Here is a 19,553-nt window from a genome sequence, read left to right on the forward strand (position 1 = left end):
CGGACAGCAGGAATGCCCATGCGGCGGGCTCGAAGTTGCCTGCGGCGGGGGAAGAGAACAGCGGAAGGCAGATACAATGACAGAACGCTGACACTTCGAGGACCTGCCTCAGTAGTCCCGGCTGCGGAACCACCATCCGGCCAAACCCACCAGCACCACAATATACAACAAAGATACACCCAAAGTGTTCCACCAGGACGGATATTCAATCCCGTGCAAGCCGATAGTGGCAGACTCAATAGTAGTCAATGTGCCTTCGGACAAAATTTTCGTCGTCAGTTTATCTAGGTCTTTATATCGTGGTAATACATTATTCAATGTGTCTATCGTTGTGATTGCCCAGGTGGAAATATCATTGGGAGAATTCGATTTTTTGAAAGTATCGAGTATGGATTTTACCTGTCCGACAATATAGAGGAAAAGCATGAAGAGCAACGTCACGATGATGGAAGCGAAAGCACTGCGTGTGAGCATAGCCACCAGGATGGAGACGGCGTAGAGGATGGCGAAAGCGAAGGTGAGCAGGGGGATGACGGCCAGGAAAGCGGGATTCCAGTAGCCGCTGCGCAGGGCCAGGGCCAGCCACACGCCGCCCACGGTAAATGTGGTGATGATCAATACAAAGATTAAGCCTCCAATATATTTGTAAGCCAACAATGTCATCCGGCCAATGGGCTTGGAGATGATGAGATCAATACTACCTTTCCTTAGCATATTAGGAATAAAGAATGCAGTGACAATGACACTCAGCAAGAGTGCAATACCGCCTCCCAGGCCGTTGATAATTTGATCCTCGATGACATACAAGATGATACCCAGATTGGTTTCCCGTGTCAGGGTGATGCCGCCGAAGAACATAGTCATAGTATGAGGCCAGCCCCGGACCGAGACCCCGCCGCGAACAGTGACGTCGAAGATGTAAGTGGTGTGGTTGTTCGGTGGAGTGGTGCGTTTTTCCCGGAAACGGACTTGGGCCGGCATCGCGGCATGGAATTGAAACTGCTGGGCGAGGAATTCTTCCATATCCGCCGGTTGCACGGCCTGCTGCTCCTGGGTTGAGACTTGGGGGCGCCTGAGGAAAAACGGGGGCTCTGGGGCGGGGCGGGTTTTCTGCTGGCCTTCCTTTTGCAGCCAGCGGGCAACGGCCTCCCGGAAAGTGTCTGCATCCCGCTCGGCACCGGGAGGATTGGCGGGTCCTTTCGGCGGTAAAATATCTGGCCTCCTTCCCTCCTCCGGCAGCGGAGCAGATGGCTTGGCCTGGACCTCCACGATAAGTTGGAATCCTTCCTCGACTTTCTGAATGTCGCGGGCCAGGAAGTTGCAGTCGGCATACTCGATGTTTCGCCCTTGGCCGCGATGGGGCAGGAACTGGGTGAAGGACTGCACGATCTTCGGAAAGGCCTTCTCGGCGGGCAGCGGCTCAAATCCCATGCTGGCGCACAAGGCGATGACCACGGCCCCTAAAGCCAGCATGATCAGGATGATCCAGCTATCGACCGCTTCGCGGTAGGAATCCCGCAGGATGGCCCCGAATTGCCGCAGATGATGCCCCATGTGCTTGTCTCCTGATTGTCTGTGTTGAATCTAGGGGACCTCGAATGCGTCGATGTTGCATTCCGCTGGCTAAAGTGCTCGCTGGGAAACGGGGTGTGTCCCCGCAGTTCGACGAGCTAGGGTCGGCGCTACCGTTCACGCCTAACTTTGCGGTGCCCCTTGAGCCTGCATGCCGATGAAAACGTCCTCCAGGGAGATGCGCCGTTCCACCAGGTGGCGCAGGTGTAACTGCTGCTGAGCGAGAAATTGCAGCAGCGGATCGATGGTTTGGCCATCCTGGAGGAGGATTTCCCAGCGGGGCGGCAGGGGCGGCGCACCGGGCGGCGTCGGGGGCAAGGGTAGAGGACGCACGGCATAGCCGAGCCGCTGCACCAATTCCAGCGGGAGCTGTTCCCCAGAGGCCAGGCCAATCTCGTAACAGCCCTGCTGCCGGGTTAGCTCATGGACCGTGCCTTCGCGAAGGAGTTCCCCTTGCCGCAGGATGGCCACGCGGTCGCAGATCAGCTCGACTTCCCCTAGCAGGTGGGAATTGAGGAAGATCGTCCGCCCCTGTTGCCGTAGCCGGGCCATTATCTCGCGGATTTCCCGCCGCCCCAGCGGGTCCACTCCGTCGGTCGGTTCGTCCAGAAAGATCACTTCCGGCTCGTGGAGCAAAGCCTGGGCGACACCGAGGCGCTGCTTCATTCCTTTGGAATAGGTGCGGATCTTAGTGCGGCTGCGCGGGAGCAAGCCCACCATCTCCAGAACCGGCGGGATGCGCCGCTGCCGCTCCTTGCGGCTCAAACCGTACAACTGGCCGTAAAAATCGAGCAACGACCAAGCGCTGTGATACCCCGGAAACTGATGGTCCTCCGGCAGGTAGCCCACGCGGTAACGCACCTGGACATCTCCGGCCGGGCGGCCCAGAAGCTGGGCGTTTCCAGCGGTTTTGTGGACGATGCCTAAGAGGATTTTGATGAGCGTGGTTTTCCCCGCGCCGTTGGGACCGAGCAGGCCGTAAATCTGGCCCGCTTCTACCTCCAGGCTTACGCCGCGCAGGGCCACGATGCCCCGCCCGTAATCTTTGACCAATTGCTGGACTTCCACGGCGCCCATGGTCGGGCCTCCTCCAAGGGCTAAGCTCGATGGCCGAGCTGGGCCAGCCGCCGTTGCAGCCTCCCGTATCTCTCAAGATACCGAGTTACTGAGGAAGTTCGCTGACCGTTTCGTGATATTTTTTCCCAAACCGCGGACGGTGTCATTTCTCCCAGGGATGTTTCGTCCCTTCACCCTCATCTCATCTTCTGCTCGGAATGGCCCGCCGCTTGATGGTGCTTCGGGTTGGACCACGGCCAGGAACTGGCTGAACAAACGACAAATGATCGAAATTACCAGGGTGCTTTCGCTTCGTCGGGATGAACAGAAAGAGGTCAAGAGAGTGGCCAAGGTGGGAGTCGAACCCACACGGGTTTCCCCGCCCGATTTTGAGTCGGGTGCGTCTGCCATTCCGCCACTTGGCCGAAGAAGCCCTGGCAGCGTCGTGTGTTTCCACAATACACTCGCCGGCTCGGTTTGGCAAGCCCCTGCGGGGAGAAAGGGGCAGGCGAGAGGGTGAAACCGAACCGGAGGGGGAAACGGCCCTGAACCGGGCAGCGGGAGGGAAGCATGGCCAAGGGGGCCGTTTGCTCTTGACAGAGGCGGCGGGGCTGCTATGGGGGCGGTACGAAACTGTCCCGCTGGAACAAGGCCTGTCTGTTTGGGAGACGTGCGGTGGGTTGGACCGCCAGTGACAGGGTCGGGACAGGGGAAACCAAGGAGCCAGCGATGCGTGGTTGGGTGCGCGGTCTGTCAGTCGGGATTTTGAGCGGGACGATGACGGTGATAGCATGGGGTCAGACACCGCCCAGTGCGCCGCCAGCGGGGAGGCCGCCCGCTGCGTCGGCTACCCCCACGGGAGTCGTGCCGCCTGTCACCCCCTCCGCACCGACCCCGATCCCCAATGGACCCGCCGCCGTGGTCAACGGGCAGACCATTCCCGAAAAGGCTGTCTATCGCGCCTTGCGGCAATTCCCACCCGAACATCACGCCTTGGCCCGCAAAGAAATCCTCGCTCATCTCATCGAAAATGTCCTCATCGATCAATATCTGACCGCCATTAAGGTCACAATCGATCCTAAAGAAGTGGACAAGGTCATTCAAGAGCTTAAGGATGAGTTAGCAGCGGCCAAGAAGGATTACAAAAAGGAATTGGAAGCTTTATTGCTGACGGAGGAGGAATTCCGTGCGGAAGTCACAGCTCAGATGAAATGGGAAAAATTTGTGATGCAACAAGGTACAGATGAAGCCTTGAAAAAGCTCTTTGATAGCAGCCCAGATATCTTTGATGGCACTATGGTTCGTGCCCGGCATATTTTGATCAATCCCGGTGCGGATGAGAACAAGAAGAAGGAAGCGGCGGCCCGCTTGCGCGGCATCAAGCAGGTGATCGAGCAGGAAGCAGCGAAGGCGGTGGCCGCTCTGCCCCCCACGGCGGATGCCCTGGCCAAGGAACAGGCGCGCGCGGCCAAGATCGAGGAACTCTTTGCCGCCTATGCCAAGCAATACTCCGAGTGCCCGTCCAAGAAGGATGGCGGCGATCTTAACTTTTTCCCGCGGGCGGGAGCCATGGTCGAACCGTTCGCCCAAGTGGCCTTTTCGCTCAAGCCGTATGAAATGAGCGATGTCGTGGCCACGGAGGTGGGGTATCACCTCATCCTGGTGACCGCGCGTAAGCCGGGCACTCCCAAGAAGTTCGAGGATGTCAAGGAAGATGTCCGGCTGCTCTTTGCCATGCGGCTGCGGGAAGCGGTGGTCCAGCAGATGCGGCCCCGGGCGCAGATCACCATTTACCCGCCGCCGGGTTCCTCCACTCCGGCAGGCACCTCTTCACCCTCCGGTGTTACGCCGCCGGCTGTCACGCCTCCGTCAGCATCGAGTGGTGTTACACCATCGTCAGCACAAAGTCCTGCTCCGCCGGATCGGAAGACACCCTGAAACTGCCTCCCGATCGGTACGCGGGGTTCTCCGCCTCGCGCCCTTGATTCCATCACCGGCAGGAACCTACAACAGTTTTAATCCCCTGGGGATGGTCCTCAGGCGCTTGGCATTCCAGAAACTGAATGAAGAAGACCAATTAATATCCTGCCTTCTTCTGGATTGAAGAACACATAACACATCATGTACACAGCTCTGCTTCTGATTGCTTCCAATACATTCATGACGATCGCCTGGTATGGCCATTTGAAATACAAGGATAAGCCCTTGTGGATCGCCATACTGGTGAGCTGGTGTATTGCACTGCCGGAATATGCATTACAAGTGCCGGCGAATCGTATTGGTCATCGTTATATGTCGGCGACCCAACTCAAGGTGATGCAAGAGGTGATATCTCTGACGGTGTTTATGTTGTTCGCCTGGTGGTATTTTGGGGAGCAGCCGACGTGGCGGACGCTTTTGGCGTTCGTTCTCATCACCCTGGCGGTGGCTTTGGTTCGCGGCGAGCACGGGGCGATGGCAGCTCCGCCGCCGGTTCCGCCTCCTCCTGATAACACTCCTGTCAACGAACCAGTTCCTTCCTGAGCGGTTGCAGAGGGAATGAAGCGAGGGGGTTGTCCGCACGAGGAGCTGATGTGTTGCGAACTGTTCGGGGTCACCGGTCCGCCGGCGGAGAGCGCCAGGGGCGATAGCGGCGCAGGGCCTCCAGGGTTCGCCGCATGTCCTCAGGCAGCGGGGCTTCCACCTCGATCCACTGCTGGGTGCGCGGATGGCGGAAGCGGAGGCGGTAAGCATGGAGCGCCTGACGGTGGAGGAGCACCACTTCCTCAGCTCCGGGCGTCTCCGGGGAGAGGTCCGACAACAGCAGGCGGTCCCGACCGCTGTACAGGCGATCGGCCAGCACGGGGCAGCCCACATGGAGCAGATGGACGCGGATTTGGTGGGTGCGCCCCGTGCGCGGCTGGACCTTGACTAGGGTGTAACCGCGGAAGCGCTCCAGCACCTCGTAATAGCTCAAGGCCGGTTTGGCATCCGGGTCGTTCGACACCGTCATCCGCTGGCGATCGTGCGGGTGGAGCTTGATGGCCCCTTCGATGTAGTCGGCATCGCGGTCCAGTTCCCCTTGGGTGATCGCCACGTATTCCTTGAAGATCTGGCGGGTTTCAAATTGCCAGGCCAGCTCCCGGTGGACGGCATCCTCCTTGGCTACGAGGATCACCCCGCTGGTGTCTTTATCGAGGCGGTGGACGATGCCGGCCCGCAGGTAGCCCCCCTCCGTGCTTAACTGGTCCCGGAAGTGCCAGTGCAAGGCGTTGACCAGCGTACCGCTCCAGTTCCCCTTGGCGGGATGGACCACCATGTCCGGCGGCTTGTTGATCACCGCCAGAGAGGCATCCTGATAGAGAATGTCGAGGGGGATGTTTTCGGGGACGGGGATGTCGTGGAGCGGCGGGGGCAGGTCGATCCACAAGCGGTCCCCTTTGCGCACGCGGTAGCTCGGCTTGCTGGGTTTGCCGTTGACCGTGATCCGCCCGGCCTCGATGGCTTTCTGGATGTCTGTGCGGCTATGGTCGGCGACATGCAGGTGCACGTACTGGTCTAGGCGCATGCCTTCCGCCTTGACCATCACCGTCAGTTCCAGGGGTTCGCGCAGGCGGACCGAGGTGCAAGGCCGAGCTTCGGCGGCAGAAGGGAGGTCCTCTTCGTCCAGTTCCAGGTCCCACTCGTTCATGGCCGTTGGTGACGGATCGCTGGCCGATCCAGACGTTTGCCGCTGCCTGCTGAGGGTCGATCGCCGCGGGGCCGAGTCCGCATCATCTTCCAGCGGAAGGAACAGAAGTTGGAAAGAACCCGCTCATTGGCTTCCCGGCAGGACCGGCAGTGTGGGCAGTTCGCTTCCCCCTCCCGGCGGCAAGGGGGGCATTATCGGCGTGCTCGGAAACGCCGGTGACAGAGTCAGCAAGGCACGTTGGACGGTGATGAACTCGCTTTCTTCCTTCTCCAGGGCTTCGAGCAGTTTCTGGCCTTGGGCCGCCCAGGGCGTGCCTTCCGCCGCCGTGAGGAACTGCTGGAGGTACTCCTTGACCTTGCCGACGTCCCCTTTGAATTCGGTCAGTTGGTCGGGTTGGCGGGGCACTCCCACCAGGGCCGCTTCCGCCTTGGCCAGGGCTAGCCAGCATTCCGCTTGCACGATGGGATCATGGGCAAAGTCTTTCTGCAACTGGAGGAACAGCTCCCGGGCCTTCTCGATGTTCTCGACTCCTCGCTGTCGGACTTCCGCATTGCTCGCCTGCAACATTTCCAGTCCCTGGTCGCCCAGCAGCGAGCGTGCCCACTGGAGGCGTGCGACCTTTCCCGGCATGGTGGCCGCGTAACGGCTATCCTCGGCCAGCCGCTTGAGGGATTCCAGGGAGGAGGCCTGAGCTAGTTCGGCCCAGCGTGCCGAGTTGGCCGCCCGACGCTCCGAGAGGATATACCAGGCCACCACGCTGAGGGTCAGGACGATGACAATCGCTGCCATCCAGCGGTAGCTGATGATTTTCCCCTGAGTGAAGCGCTGCCACAGATCGCTGAGGCGTTCCCAAGTATCCGCACTGTCCGCCGCTCGCGGCTCTTGACTCATCGCTTCTCTCCTTGCGGCTGTTTCATATCTTCCTAGCTCTGCGAGGGCTTGAGGCCTTCTCTTGCTGCGGGCATCCCAAACTGTTGGCCTGGCGGCTTTCGCTGCCGGTGCCCCGCGGGCTGACCCTTCCCATACCGGTGGACTGGGTACCGGTTTTCCATTCATCATACCACTTTTCCGCGCTGCGGATCAGCCCCTCTTACGCCGCTTCGATTCGAGGCGGTCCCCAAGCGGTTTTCCCTTGTTCCTCACTGGCGGAGGGAAAGTGGCCGCGGTGCGTCTTGCACCTGTCCCCATCCTTGGCCCGCGTTCCCCTGCCGGTAATAGGGTATGGAATGCCGGGGAGGGTGCCAGACTGCCGGGACGATCTCCGATTCCAGCCCGTCGGACGAAAAGGGAATCCCGCAGGGAGTGGGATGGCAGCGGATTGCATTCGTGGTGCAGCCCAGCGACTCCGGAAGACCACGGCCATTTCTTCCGAGTATAATGCTGACTTGACAAATGAGTCAATTATGGAAAATTGAACATCATATTTGACGTTTATCGATTTTTGATACATATTTTCAGATAGTGGCGGCAGACAGGTGTCAGGCGGGGCGGGGGAGGGAATGGTTCCAGTCGGTCGATAGTAGGATGCCGCGGAGAAGAAAGGTGAGCTGCTCGCTCCGTTACCATCGGATCGGGAAGGGTTAGGGACGGGGCCGCGGGGGAAAGGGGGCGGGGTGTCGACTGAGCGAAGGCGGGGGAAGATTTGGTTGCTTTAGGAGGTGGGGTATCGAATAATGGTGTGAAGGGCGAAGGACAGCAGTATCCGGTCGAGGTGAGGGTTTCTTAAGGGGAGGTGGGGTTGGGGTTCCGTGGGGCCGCGCAGGGGGGCGAACAATGGTAGTGACAGGCGAGCGAGATCGTCCATGGCTGGCGCATTATCCGGCGGGCGTACCGGCTACCCTGGAGTATCCCTCGCGGCCAGTGTATTGGCTATTGGAGGAAGCGGCGGCGCGGTTGCCGGATCGGGCGGCGATGCGCTTTTTCGGCCATGAGTGGAGCTACCGGGAGCTGCTGGCGTTGGCCCGACGGGTAAGCGGGGCGCTGCGGCGGCGCGGCTTGCAACGGGGAGAGCGGGTTGGGTTGCTTTTGCCAAATTGCCCGGAATATCTGCCGAGCCTGTTTGGCATCTGGATGGCGGGGGGAGTGGCGGTGCCTTTGAATCCGCTCATGGTGGCGGAGGAAGTGGCTTCCCTCCAGGAGAGCACCCAGTGCCGCATCCTGATTTGCCTGGATTTGCTTCTGCCCCTGGTGCGCAATGTCGGGCCGGGCGCGCCGGATGTCCTGGTGGCGACCCGCATCGATGCCTATCTGCCCTGGTGGGACCGGCAGTTGTACCGGATGGCGCGCGTGCAGCGGCTGGGTTTGAGCGGGAGCCTGCCGGCCAACGCCATCGAGTGGGAAAACTTTTTGACCGAGGGGAGCGAAACGAGCGAACCGGAAGCGGTGGAAGGCGAGGACCTAGCCAACATTTTGCCCACAGGCGGAACGACAGGGCATCCGAAAGCTGTGATGCTCACGCACCGGAATCTTTTGAGTAACGCCTGGCAGTTGTATCACTGGACGGGGCGGCGCACTGGGGAGGATGTGATTCTGGCCTGCCTGCCCTTTTTCCACAGTTACGGTTTGATGTGTTGCGGCCTGAGCGCTGTGGCGATGAACGGCACCATCGTGCTGCACCATCGTTTTCGGGCCGATAAGGTCCTGCGGCTCATTGAGCAAGAGCGGCCGACGATCATTCCGGCGGTGCCGGCGATGCTGACGGCATTCAACAAGGAGTTGCGGCGGCGGAAGTACAACGTGGCGGGGGTGCGTTCGGTGATTTCGGGGGGTGCAGCCCTGCCGCAGGCGGTGGCGGAGGAGTTCGCCCGGCATACCGGTGCGACGGTGGTGGAAGGGTATGGCCTGTCGGAAGCCAGTCCGGTGACGCATGCTGGACCGCTGGATGGGAGCGCCCGGCCGGGGACGATCGGCCTGCCGCTGCCGGACACCGACGCCATCATCGTCGATGCGGAGACGGGGACGCGGCTGCTACCGCCGGGGGAAGTGGGGGAGTTGCTCATCCGCGGCCCGCAGGTGATGCGCGGCTACTGGAACAATCCGGAGGCGACGGCGGCGGCCCTGCGCGACGGCTGGCTGTACACCGGCGATCTGGCCACTCAGGATGCCGACGGCTTCTTCCGCATCGTCGACCGCAAGAAGGACTTGATCATCACCTCCGGGGTCAACGTCTATCCCGGCGATGTGGAAGCGGTGTTGCGGCGCTTCGAGCAGGTGGAGGATGTGGCCGTCTTTGGCGTGCCCGACCCGGATCGGGGCGAGCTGGTGGCCGCCGTGGTCGTTCCCCGTCCCGGGATCAGTTTCAACCGGCGGGCGTTCGATGCGTTTGCGCGGCAGCATCTGGAGGTGCACAAGCGGCCCCGCAAGGTGGAGGTGAGCCAGTTGCCGTTGCCGCGTAATGCCTTGGGCAAGGTGTTGCGCCGCTTGCTGCGGGAGAAGTTCAGCGGTGAGGATGGAGAAGAGATGGCGGAGAGTGCCCCCGCTTCGGCAGAAGCTGGCGCCTCAGCCCCGTCAGCCGGGACGGATCACACCCCCGCCAGGGCCTCAACTCCGTCAGACGCCGCGGCGAGCGCTCCGCCGTCCCCAAACCGTTGACCGCGGGAAGCAGGAGGGGGATCAGCTCCAACGATGGCTTCCGATTTGGACGGTGGCGTTCGATTCTTTCCTGGACAGATGAGGTGGCATCATGGCTGTAGCTCTTGAGCCCCTGGCGGTGCTAGCGGGAGCACGCACTCCTTTTGCCAAGGCTTTCACTGCCCTAGCCCAGGTTCCGGCGGACCAACTGGGGCGGATCGCCTTGCTGGGAGCATTGCAGAAGGCGGGGCTAACCCCGGCGGATGTCGGGGAAGTCGTCTTTGGCAACGTGGGAGGCCAGCCGGATGCTTCCAACCTGGGGCGAGTGATCGCCCTGCGCGCCGGGGTGCCTTACGACCGGGTGGCGCATACGGTCAACCGCAACTGTGCCTCCGGTATGGAAGCGATCATCGCGGCCTGGCATATCTTGTGCGAAGGGCGGGCCGAGTTGGTCGTGGCGGGCGGTACGGAGTCGATGAGCAACATTCCGTTTCTCTGGAGCCGCCGGGCTAAGGACTGGTTTGTGCAATGGGGGCGGGCGGGCTGGTGGGGTAAACTCCGCTTGCTGACTCGCTGGCGCCCCTCTTTCCTCCGCCCCATCCCGGCCCTGGAGCTGGGACTGACCGACCCGGTCTGCGGTTTGAACATGGGCCAGACGGCGGAAATCCTGGCCAAAGAGTTCGGCATCTCGCGGGAGGAACAGGACCGCTTCGCCTTGCTCAGCCACCAGCGGGCTACGGAGGCCTGGAAGCGCGGCTTTTTCCAGGATGAAGTGGTACCGGTGCCGGCGGAAGTGACAGGTGCTCAGGCGGTGGAGCGCGACCTCGGACCGCGCCCCCAGCAAACCCTGGAAGCTCTCGCCAAGCTGCCGCCGATCTTCGACCGCAGCGGGCAAGGGACGGTGACCGCCGGCAACAGTTGCCCAATCACCGATGGGGCGGCGGCCCTGGTGCTGATGACCGTCGCGCAGCAACGGCAGCGCTGGCCCGATCGCCCGGTCCTCGGTTACATCCGGGGTTACGCCTTGGCGGGGTGCGAGCCGCGCCGCATGGGCCTGGGACCGGTGTTCGCGATCCGCAAGCTCCTTCGCACCCACGGCCTGCGCTTGAGCGACTTCGACCTGATCGAAATCAACGAGGCCTTTGCGGCCCAGGTTCTCGCTTGCCGCCGCGCTATGGCTTCTCCGGACTTCGCTCGCCAGCACTGGCAGGAGGACCAGCCGCTCGGTGAGTTGGAGCTGGAAAAACTCAATGTCAACGGCGGGGCCATCGCCCTGGGGCATCCGGTGGGGACCTCCGGCGCCCGGCTAGTCCTAACTCTGCTACGGGCCTTGCGGGAACGGGGCCTGCGCCGCGGTCTGGCGGCTCTCTGTGTCGGCGGCGGACAGGGGGCGGCGATGTGGGTGGAAACCGAACAGCCGTAACGGCGACGGTACTTTCCCAAAGAGTCGGAGGAGTTTCCCAAAGAGCCGGAGCAGTTTTCCAGCAGGCGGGGCAATTTTCCAGGGCCAGAGACCGGGGCTTTACAGAAACGGGACAGGACGGTGTCCAGCACGCAGCAGGTAAGATAGGCCAGTTTAGGGAATGCGCCCGGTGGGAATCGAACCCACGACCAACGGCTTAAAAGGCCGCTGCTCTACCAGCTGAGCTACAGGCGCTCCGTACTCATAGGAATAGGAAACTTTCTCGTACCTTTCCAGTCACTGCGAGGGAAGTTCGGCCGCTTTGAGCCGGTTTCGTGTCATGCAATCTGCGCGGCCCCACGGCCCAAGTCCGGAGGCTTTCCTATTCCGCGGCTCCGCTTGGGGAACCACTCTGTGAACGCATTATAGGCACACCTTTGCGAGGGAAGGCAAAAGCGGGTGCAGGGAGAACCCCATAGCGGCGGGGCTTCGCCGAATCCACCGGCAGGATACCCGGTTACGGGAAGGGATTGTAGGATAGCGCTATTCTGCGGCCTGTTCACGATTGACAGCGTGAGCAGGACAGTCGCAGCGGCCCTGCGAGCGGTTGGAGAAAGGATTTTTCGCGTCGGGTCTTTTTCGTGTTCGGTCCTCACGAGAAGAGGGGGAGGCAGCGGTGATGAAGTCAGGAGGGAAGCAAGGGGTGCGGTGCAGCGGCTTAGGCGGGTGGGGCGTGTGGGCCATCGGGGGGATGCTATTTGGGGGCTTGGCGGCCGCGTGGGCGACGGATTGGCCCGGTTATCGGGGTCCGACCGCCGATGGCCGCGCTCCGCAGTCGTGCCAGCCGCCGACCACCTGGAGCGAGCAGGAAAATGTCCGCTGGAAGGTCCGCATCCACGGCAAAGGCTGGTCCTCCCCCGTCGTCTGGGGCAAGCAGATTTGGCTGACCACCGCGGATGAAGTCAAAGCGGACAAGGCCCCGCCGCCCAAAAAAGGAGACCCGCCCCCTAATCCCGTGGCACGCGTCAGCTTCTACGCCGTTTGCGTCGACCGCGAGACAGGCCGCGTCCTCTACGACCTCCGCTTGGGAACCGAAGAGAATCCCGCTTACTGCCATCCGTTCAACAGTTATGCCAGTTGTACGCCCTATGTGGAAGCCGGGCGGCTCTATGCCCACTTTGGCAGTCACGGGACCTGGTGTGTCGATACGAACAGCGGCCAGGTGCTCTGGGAACGGCGCGACTTGCCGTGCAATCATTTCCGCGGCCCGGCCTCCTCGCCTGTCGTCTATGGCGATCTACTCTACCTGATCTTCGACGGTTTCGACCAGCAGTATGTGACGGCCTTGGATAAGCGCACGGGCAAGACGGTGTGGAAGCGCAACCGCGAGATCAAATACAGCACGGACAACGGCGACTACAAAAAGGCGTATGCCACACCGGCTTTGTTTGTGGTCGAGGGCCGGCCGCAGTTGGTGTGCCCCTCGGCGGAATGTACGATCGCTTACGATCCTCAGAGCGGGGAGGAATTGTGGCGGATCAGCCACGGGGGGATGAATGGCGCCGCCCGGCCAGTGATGGGGCATGGCTTGCTCTATCTGACCAGCGGCCACAATGCCCGCTTGTTAGCTATCCGTCCGACGGGGCGCGGAGTGCTGGGAGAATCGGCGGTCGTTTGGCGTGCCGGCAAAGGCGTGCCCACTCGGCCTTCCTTGCTGCTCGATGGCGACCTGCTCTACATGGTCAGCGACCAGGGGATCGCCTCCTGCCTCGATGCCCGCACCGGCAAAGTGTATTACAGCGAACGCCTTGATGGGGAGTTCTCGGCTTCGCCCGTTTGGGCTAACGGCTTCATCTACTATTGCAGCCAAAATGGCAAGACCTTCGTCGTCAAAGCCGGGCGGGAATTCGTCCTGGAAGCGGAAAACCGCCTGGAGGACGGCTTCATGGCCAGCCCTGCCGTGAGCGAAGACAGCCTCATCCTGCGCACCCGCACCCATCTGTATCGCATCGCTCGTCCCTGAGCTTGTCTGCAACAATTTCGCTTGAGCCTCAAATCAAATGTAATCGGCTGCCTGCGAACGCTTTCTGAAGCGCCTCGCGGTTTATTCCAGCGGCCGGCCAGTTGGGATGCTCCGTCCAAGTCGAAGCAGAAGGGTTGTCCGCTTGATCGGGTGAATCGGGATATATCAATGGGATAGTCTGCGCATGGCTTGCCTTTGGCTCACCTGAGTCGCGTGGCTTTGGGATGGCGTTTTTCCCTGTCGCCGCCTGCGAATGGCGCGCATGATAATCACAGAAAGATACAGAAGTTGCCGGAACGGCGCAAACTTTCCGGACCGGTTCGGAGTATTAGGGATAGGCGAGGAGAGCAGGACGCGGCGCCTGTTCAGGTGTGGCAGGAAACGGGCAGGGTATTCGCTAAAAGTCAGGGATCGACTAAGGCGAGAGCAAAACACGGTGCAGCGTCTCCCGTGGTAGTGGTGTAAGGATGGCCGACACCGGTGCGATAAAGTTTGCCTGCTGCGAAACCTGGAGAACTATTGAGGGTTGGAATTACACCCTCATCTTCGTGGTGTGGACTGTTTTTGTCATTTTCCAGTCATTCATCGGGAAGTGGACACCATGAGTCACCAGACCTGGAAGCGATGGATCCGACAGATGTGGTCCGGTCGCCGCTCGGTTCCGGGGCGGCGCGCCCAGCAGCGGGGCCTTCACCTGGAAATGCTGGAAGAACGGGTGACGCCCGCCACGTTTATTTGGACTGGCTCAGGTGGCAATAACAACTGGAGCAATCCCGCGAACTGGCAGGGGGGGGTGGCGCCGACAAGTGCCGCTAATCCCGACTTGGTATTTCAAACAGGTGCTTCACGACTTAACACCAACAATGACATTTCCGGACTGGTCGTCCGTTCCATCACCATTTCTGGCAGCAACTACAATCTCGGCGGTAACGCCATTCAACTGGCAGGAAATGTCTTCGTCGGCAATGGAGCCACTGGCAACCGCATCACCTTCAATACCAACCTGACCACGGCGGTGGCGGTCATGGTCGGTACCTCTGCGGAGCTGACCATCAGCGGCCAGATCAGCGGCAATACCGCGGCCAACCTCACCAAGCTGGGAGCGGGTACCCTGACCCTCAGCGGCAACAACACCGCCTACTCTGCCGTGGTGGATATTCAGGAAGGCCGCCTGGTCATGACTCACGTCAACGCCCTGGGAACCACCACGGCGCACACCGTGGTCAACCCCAATGCGCAGTTGCAAGTGCGGAATGTGGCGGCGGCCATCAACGAACCGCTCATCCTCAATGGTTTCGGCCCCAGCAGTGATGGCGCCTTGTTCAACGCTGCGGGCAACACGACCTGGGCCGGGACGATCACGCTGGATAGTAACAGCAGCATCGGCGTGGCGGCCAATACCATCCTGAATGTGACCGGCTTGGTGACGGACACGGCGACCGGACACGATCTGACCAAGGTGGGTGCCGGCCAGCTCATCTTCAGCCGGACGGGCGGCAATACCTACCGCGGATTGACCGTCATCAATAATGGCACTCTGACGATTCGCGATCCCCAATCGCTCGGCGCCGGTTCCATCTTTGGCTCTCCCCAAAGCGGCACGCCGCAGGCTCGCACCATTGTCAATTACAATCCCGTTTCCGGCGAGGCGGGCACGCTCCAGATCGAATTCGTGCCTTCCATTCTGGCTGTCGGCGACCCGAACGGTATCCTGCGCGACCCCACGCAGCCTTACCATCCCGTCAACAATCCGTACATCGGTTTCCAGGTTTTCAACAATCTGCTGGAGCTGAACGGTCCGGGCTTCAACAATCTCGGCGCGCTGCACAACAAGAGCGGTTCCAATATCTGGAATGGCGATGTGCGCTTGGGCAGCCCGCTTCCCAACACCAGTGACGTGACGATTGGGGCAGATAGCAACTCGCAGTTGACCATTTCCGGCGTGGTCAGCGACGATCCGGGGCGGACTGGCTCTGACATTCCGGACCTGATCAAGACGCTTCCAGGCCGGCTGATTCTGGACAATGTCAACACCTACCGTGGTGCCACGGAGATCCGCGGCGGTGCCCTTACTATGCGGGATTCGCGCGCTCTGGGACCCGTCACGGGCGGAGTGGTGACGGTTTACAACGGGGCGGCGCTGGAGATGGAAGTGGATAGCGGTCTGGATGGTACGCCTGCCCGCAGCCACGGCCGCAACCTGGGCTTTGACTCCGAGTCTTACAACGGGCCAGGACAGGAAGTGGTCATCAACGGCACGAGCGGCACCTTCACCTTGACCTTCAATGGGGCATCGACTTCCCCCTTGCCCGTGGGGGCAAGCGCTGCGATGGTGCAAGCGGCCCTCAACAGCTTGTCCAGCGTCAACGGAGTGGGAGGATCGTTTACCGTCACGCAAAATGCCAATGTTTACCGTATCTTCTATGGCGGGACCTTCAATGATCCTCTCAATCCTGTTCCCTTGCCCTTGCTCTCGGTGACGACCACAGGGTCTGCGACGGCCTCGGTCAATCCCATGTACGGCTTGATCGGGAGAAAGGTGTTGTTCCTCAATGGCCGCGGGATCAGTGATACCGGGGCGCTGCGCAGCCGCAGCGGCTTGAACCAGTGGGTCGGCAACATCACTTTGGGGAACTTGACCCCTGTGGGTTCGATTGGCGTGGACCCGGACACTCGCCCCGGCCATCCCACGGCCGATAGCAGCTATCTCCAATTCGATTACAGTCTGACCCTGCCCACGGTCAACAGTCTTGATGCATTGCCGAGTGTCAGCTTCGTGAAGCTCGGCGGCGGCCAATTGCAGTTGCCCACGGCCAATACGCAGTTACTGGGACCGACCAGTATCGAACAAGGATGGATTACGGTCGGCAATAACGAATCTCTCGGACCTCGTGTTGCGGACATCAGGCGGGGTGAGACGGTCCAACCGAACAGCATCACCGTGTTCGGGGGAGCAGCTCTGCATTTGGTGCCGGGCAGTGGCGATCTCGACTTGGCCAATCGCCGCCTGATCCTTTCGGGAGAAGGCATCCAGCATCCCTTCGCCATGTTGCAGCAGGGGGCGCTTCTAAGTCTGGGAGGCAACAACGTCATCAGCGGGGACATCTTCCTGCGTCGTAGTCCAGGCGCTCCTCGTGTCGGCATTGGCGTGGATGACCTCCTCAACAACCCGCCCGGTGCCAGCACCCTGACGATCACGGGCAGCATGGCGGACTTCGTTCCGCCACCCTTGCGACTGACGTTCTCTGCTAGCGGCACCGAACAGGAAGAGCGCTTCCTCATCGACACGGGGGGCTTCGGTGGGACTATTACCGTGGACTATGACTTCTACTCCATACCCGACCAGTTGCAGATTTACTATCCCCCTCAGGCGAGCGGGGGTACCAAGATTTTCGACACGGGTCTGATCAATGGCGCCGGTACGATCACAGTCAACTATGGGCCTGGAACGTCAACGTTTGTCGAGTTAGTGATGAATCCCGGAGGCCAGCCTCCAGGGACCATTTGGGATTTGCTCCAGGTGGTTATCCGCCCGACGGCAGCCGCTCAGTCCGCGGATCTGGTCAAGATGGGCAGCCGTATGCTGGCCCTTCAAGGGGACGGCACCTATGGCGGCAACGTCGAGGTGCGCTCCGGCACCCTGCGCGTGCAGCATGATTCGGCCTTGGGACGGAAAGGAAGCGGAACTGAAACGACGCCCCAGACCCAAACCTACACGCAAACCAGCACCACGGTCCAGCCGGGCGCCCGGCTCGAACTGGCTCCTTCCATCCCGCAGAACAACGGCGGCATCTCCGCGGGCTTGCAAATCTGGGATGAGCGGCTCATCCTCAGAGACCCCGGCCAACAGATTGCCATCAACGGCTCCGCCGGGACCTTCACCTTGACCTTCAATGGCCATACGACTGCCTCGCTGCTCTACAATGCCACCGCGGCGGACATCCAGACGGCCCTCAATGCCCTGCCGAGCATCGGGGGTGTGGGCGGCAACGTCACTGTGACCCAGACGGGGAATATCTTCACGGTGGTCTTTGGCGGCACGCTTCGAGGCCAGGTGCTTCCCCTCCTCACGGCCACGCCGAGCGGTGCTCCTGGCAATCTCCTGATCACGGTGAGCGGCACGGCGGCACCGCTGTCGGTCTTGAGCGGGGATCACAGTTGGCGCGGGCCGGTGACCCTGACAACGGATGGGTTCCTCGACGTGGCGGACAATGCCCGCTTGAGCCTCTATGGCCGGGTGGATGATGCTTCCAATCCCGCCTCCAGCGGCTCAAGTCTGTATGTAGGATTGACTGGCTCCGGCAACACCGGCGAGTTGGTCCTGGCGGGGGACAATACCTATCGGGGCACAACTTATGTACGGCAGGGAGTTTTGACGATCGCCCACAACAAGGCCCTGGGCGGAATTGGGGCTTCCGAAGTCCAGACCGTGACTTTAGGAGGAAGCAGCAGCGGTAGCTTTACGTTGACTTTTGAGGGCCACAGCACCTCGGCTTTGCCCTTCGGCGCCACGGCAGCGCAGGTCGAGAGCGCCCTCAATGCCTTGCCCAGCATTGGCGGAGTGGGCGGGCGCGTCAGTGTCTCCCGCACGGGGAATGTACTGACGATTGCCTTTGACGATGTCCTGGCGGGTGCCGATCAGCCCGCGCTGTCTGCCGCCGGTTCGGGAGGGACGACCGCCACGGTCGCCACCGTCCGTGACGGCTACGGCGGCACGATCGTCGCTTCCGGTGCCCAGTTGCAGATACGCGGCAATCTCACGGTCGCGGGGGAATCCCTGATTTTGCAGGGGAGCGGTCCCACGCTGGCGGATGCCCCGACGGCCATTCCCACCCGCTGGGTTTCCCTCGGTCCGGCGCCCATCAACAACGGCCCAACGCCGGGCAATAATGCCGTGACGGGACGCATCACCGGGGTGACCGTGGACCCGTCCGATCCCAACGTCATCTATGTGACCACCGCGGGGGGCGGCGCCTGGAAGACCAAAAACGGCGGCCTCACCTGGATGCCGCTTTTCGACAATACCGCGGCCATGTTCTCCGGGGCCATTGCCGTCGCCCCGAGCAACCCGCGCGTCATCTACTTCGGAACCGGGGAAGGGAATAATACCTTCGATTCCTACTACGGCACGGGCGTGTACAAGTCCACCGACTCCGGGCGGACCTGGACGCTCCTGACCAACATTGTCGGTATCCCCAATCCTTTGCAGGGTCAAGCGGTCAACAAGATCGTGGTGGATCCCTTTGACGAAAACCGCATTTACGTCGCTACCAGCCGGCTTGCTAACAATGCCGCCACTCCGCCAGGGTCTGCGGGGGTCTGGCGATATGACGGATCGCAAACCTGGGTCAACCTGACAACGATTGTCTCCTCGACGCGCAGTGGCAGCCCGCCGTCACCGAACACCGGTTTCCCCACCACAGCGCCCGGTACGCCAGGGCCGGATGACGACTGGCGCATCAGTTTCGTCAACGAGGCCTGGACTGATCTGTATTTGGGCTACAGTGTGAATGCCTTCGGCAACGTGGTCCCGGCTCTCTTCGCCGCTCAGGGGTACCCCTTCGGTGTTAATCAAGCGGGTCGCACCAGCAACGCCGTCTACCGCTTGCTCAATCCGCATCTGGCGGGCACAGCTGCGACTACGAACTGGTTTGTTGGCGATGGCAATCCTGTCAACAGCAGCGGCCAGCATGTCTATTCCCAAGGTGGGAGCAATCCTTTCCCCACGGGGAATGTTAGCCAGGGTGTGATCAAGATCGCAGGCCACACCCCCGCGCCGTTCCCTCCCTCCACTCCCTCCACCATCTACGCGATGATTGTCAATTGGACGAACGGCAACCTTTTCGGAGTGTGGAGGTCCACTGATGGCGGGCGGAACTGGAGTCAAACCTCCCAGCCTGCAATCATGCTGGCAGGCTTGGGTCAGCAAAACAATGCGATTGCGGTGGACCCGGCCAATCCCAACATCGTGGCCATCGGCGGGACCGGCAATCCCTCTGGAGCTAATCACGTCTATCTCAGCACAGACGGCGGCGGAAGTTGGGGAGACATTTCCACTTCCGCTGGCAATGGCCCCCGCGCTGGCGGTCATGGCATGGCCTTTGATAGCAACGGGCAGTTGATCTACGTCAACAATGGCGGCGTCTGGCGCTACAACCGCGCGGGTGGGACCTGGGCCAATCTCAACGGCGGGCAGCAGGCCACCACCCTGGTCAATAGCGTCGCCGTGCATCCGACGAATCCCGATCGTCTCCTGGCAG

Annotated in this window: 10 protein-coding genes and 2 tRNA genes; 6 read left to right on the forward strand and 6 right to left on the reverse strand. The window is 61.3% G+C overall.

What is annotated here, in order from left to right; all coding sequences use genetic code 11:
- Positions 1 to 108 precede the first annotated feature (108 nt).
- The 3 genes from H0921_RS15495 to H0921_RS15505 all read right to left on the reverse strand — a co-directional run bounded on the left by H0921_RS15495 (position 109) and on the right by H0921_RS15505 (position 3,053).
- Positions 109 to 1,554 (reverse strand): ABC transporter permease, encoded by a 1,446-nt coding sequence (locus H0921_RS15495; RefSeq protein ID WP_194539428.1) that lies wholly within the window; start codon positions 1,552 to 1,554, stop codon positions 109 to 111.
- A 141-nt stretch (positions 1,555 to 1,695) separates the two neighbouring features.
- Positions 1,696 to 2,649 (reverse strand): ABC transporter ATP-binding protein, encoded by a 954-nt coding sequence (locus tag H0921_RS15500; protein ID WP_194539429.1) that lies wholly within the window; start codon positions 2,647 to 2,649, stop codon positions 1,696 to 1,698.
- A gap of 323 nt (positions 2,650 to 2,972) precedes the next feature.
- A tRNA-Leu gene (locus H0921_RS15505) sits at positions 2,973 to 3,053 on the reverse strand.
- A 304-nt stretch (positions 3,054 to 3,357) separates the two neighbouring features.
- On the opposite strand from H0921_RS15505, the gene H0921_RS15510 reads away from it, so the two are divergent.
- Both H0921_RS15510 and H0921_RS15515 read left to right on the forward strand, forming a co-directional pair.
- Positions 3,358 to 4,566, forward strand: coding sequence for a peptidylprolyl isomerase (locus tag H0921_RS15510; protein WP_194539430.1), 1,209 nt, complete (start codon positions 3,358 to 3,360; stop codon positions 4,564 to 4,566).
- A 183-nt stretch (positions 4,567 to 4,749) separates the two neighbouring features.
- A complete protein-coding gene (locus H0921_RS15515) occupies positions 4,750 to 5,151 on the forward strand; it encodes a DMT family protein (RefSeq protein ID WP_194539431.1) in 402 nt (133 codons plus the stop codon).
- Between the two features lie 70 nt (positions 5,152 to 5,221).
- Here the strand turns inward: H0921_RS15515 and H0921_RS15520 are convergent, their stop codons facing one another.
- Together H0921_RS15520 and H0921_RS15525 are read right to left on the reverse strand one after the other, a co-directional pair.
- Complete coding sequence (locus tag H0921_RS15520; protein ID WP_194539432.1) at positions 5,222 to 6,298, reverse strand: RluA family pseudouridine synthase; 1,077 nt, start codon at positions 6,296 to 6,298, stop codon at positions 5,222 to 5,224.
- A 123-nt stretch (positions 6,299 to 6,421) separates the two neighbouring features.
- On the reverse strand, positions 6,422 to 7,189 hold the full coding sequence (locus H0921_RS15525; protein ID WP_194539433.1) for a hypothetical protein: 768 nt from the start codon (positions 7,187 to 7,189) through the stop codon (positions 6,422 to 6,424).
- Positions 7,190 to 8,071: 882 nt separating this feature from the next.
- Here H0921_RS15525 and H0921_RS15530 point away from each other — a divergent pair.
- Both H0921_RS15530 and H0921_RS15535 read left to right on the forward strand, forming a co-directional pair.
- Positions 8,072 to 9,889, forward strand: a complete 1,818-nt coding sequence (locus tag H0921_RS15530) for a long-chain-fatty-acid--CoA ligase (RefSeq protein WP_194539434.1) — start codon at positions 8,072 to 8,074, stop codon at positions 9,887 to 9,889.
- A gap of 91 nt (positions 9,890 to 9,980) precedes the next feature.
- Positions 9,981 to 11,291 carry a thiolase family protein gene (locus tag H0921_RS15535; RefSeq protein ID WP_194539435.1) on the forward strand — a complete coding sequence of 437 codons (1,311 nt, stop codon included), beginning with the start codon at positions 9,981 to 9,983 and terminating at the stop codon, positions 11,289 to 11,291.
- Positions 11,292 to 11,452: 161 nt separating this feature from the next.
- On the opposite strand, the gene H0921_RS15540 is transcribed toward H0921_RS15535, so the two are convergent.
- Positions 11,453 to 11,525 (reverse strand) — tRNA-Lys (locus tag H0921_RS15540).
- A 424-nt stretch (positions 11,526 to 11,949) separates the two neighbouring features.
- On the opposite strand from H0921_RS15540, the gene H0921_RS15545 reads away from it, so the two are divergent.
- Together H0921_RS15545 and H0921_RS15550 are read left to right on the forward strand one after the other, a co-directional pair.
- Complete coding sequence (locus H0921_RS15545; RefSeq protein ID WP_228499869.1) at positions 11,950 to 13,293, forward strand: PQQ-binding-like beta-propeller repeat protein; 1,344 nt, start codon at positions 11,950 to 11,952, stop codon at positions 13,291 to 13,293.
- 601 nt (positions 13,294 to 13,894) lie between these two features.
- Positions 13,895 to 19,553 (forward strand): sialidase family protein (locus tag H0921_RS15550; protein WP_194539436.1); only part of this gene is annotated, 5,659 nt, incomplete at its 3' end.

Source organism: Thermogemmata fonticola (genome assembly GCF_013694095.1).
Classification (GTDB): domain Bacteria; phylum Planctomycetota; class Planctomycetia; order Gemmatales; family Gemmataceae; genus Thermogemmata; species Thermogemmata fonticola.